Below are 1,621 nucleotides of genomic sequence, written 5' to 3' on the forward strand. Positions count from 1 at the left end.
CCCTCCACACCTTCGGCGCCTCCCCCCTTGCGGTTGGGCCGGCGACTTCGGGTGCAGACGACTCGGGTGGTGTGACGGGCGGTGTGTACAAGGCCCGGGAACGCATTCACCGCGGCATGCTGATCCGCGATTACTAGCAACTCCGACTTCATGGGGGCGGGTTGCAGCCCCCAATCCGAACTGGGGCCGGCTTTCCGGGATCCGCTCCCCCTCGCGGGGTGGCATCCCTCTGTACCGGCCATTGTAGCACGTGTGCAGCCCAGGGCATAAGGGGCATGATGACTTGACGTCGTCCCCGCCCTCCTCCGCCTTGACGGCGGCGGTCCCGCGTGGGTTCCCGGCATCACCCGATGGCAACACGCGGCGGGGGTTGCGCTCGTTGCGGGACTTAACCCAACATCTCACGACACGAGCTGACGACAGCCATGCACCACCTGTATGGGCTCCTCTCGGCCACGGGGTCTCCCCCGCTTCACCCATATGTCAAGCCCTGGTAAGGTTCTTCGCGTTGCTTCGAATTAAGCCACATGCTCCGCTGCTTGTGCGGGCCCCCGTCAATTCCTTTGAGTTTTAGCCTTGCGGCCGTACTCCCCAGGCGGGACGCTTAATGCGTTGGCTGCGGCACGGGGGGATCGTCCCCCCACACCTAGCGTCCATCGTTTACGGCTGGGACTACCAGGGTATCTAATCCTGTTCGCTCCCCCAGCTTTCGCGCCTCAGCGTCGGTCTCGGCCCAGAGGGCCGCCTTCGCCACCGGTGTTCCACCCGATATCTGCGCATTCCACCGCTACACCGGGTGTTCCACCCTCCCCTACCGGACCCAAGCCGCGGAGGTTCCGGGGGCTTCGGGGGGTTGAGCCCCCCGCTTCGACCCCCGGCCTGCCGGGCCGCCTACGCGCGCTTTACGCCCAATGAATCCGGATAACGCTCGCCCCCTACGTATTACCGCGGCTGCTGGCACGTAGTTAGCCGGGGCTTCTTCTGCAGGTACAGTCTTGACTCTTCCCTGCTGAAAGCGGTTTACGACCCGAAGGCCTCCGTCCCGCACGCGGCGTCGCTGCGTCAGGGTTCCCCCCATTGCGCAAGATTCCCCACTGCTGCCTCCCGTAGGAGTCTGGGCCGTGTCTCAGTCCCAATCTGGCCGGTCGGTCTCTCAACCCGGCTACCCGTTGTCGGCACGGTGGGCCGTCACCCCGCCGTCTACCTGATGGGCCGCGGAGCCATCCCCTCCCGTCGGGGCTTTAGCCGGGGTGCCATGCGGCACCCCGGGGTATCCGGTATTACCCGTCCTTTCGGGCGGCTATCCCGGGGGAGGGGGCAGGTTCTCCACGTGTTACTCAGCCGTTCGCCACTCGCTTCCCTCCGGAGAGGGGTGCCGTTCGACTTGCATGTGTTAGGCGCGCCGCCAGCGTTCATCCTGAGCCAGGATCGAACTCTCCGTCCAAAATATCTGGGCTTCGAGCCCGTCCGGTCCTCTCAGTCATCGCTGATCGGTTCCGTTCGATTCATATGGTTCTGTATAGGAAAAGGAATTTCTCGGGGCCGCCTCTCGGCGGCCTTGCGAAAAACAAATCCAAGTTAGACCATTTCAAATGGTTCGATGTCTGCCCGGATGCGACAC

Annotated in this window: 1 rRNA gene; it reads right to left on the minus strand. The window is 64.2% G+C overall.

Going from position 1 to position 1,621, the window contains the following annotated elements:
• Positions 1-1,444, minus strand: a 16S ribosomal RNA gene (locus DWW73_RS09990); the annotation flags it as partial.
• Positions 1,445-1,621 lie beyond the last annotated feature (177 nt).

Source organism: Collinsella sp. AF16-8 (genome assembly GCF_003462695.1).
In the GTDB taxonomy this organism is placed as follows: domain Bacteria; phylum Actinomycetota; class Coriobacteriia; order Coriobacteriales; family Coriobacteriaceae; genus Collinsella.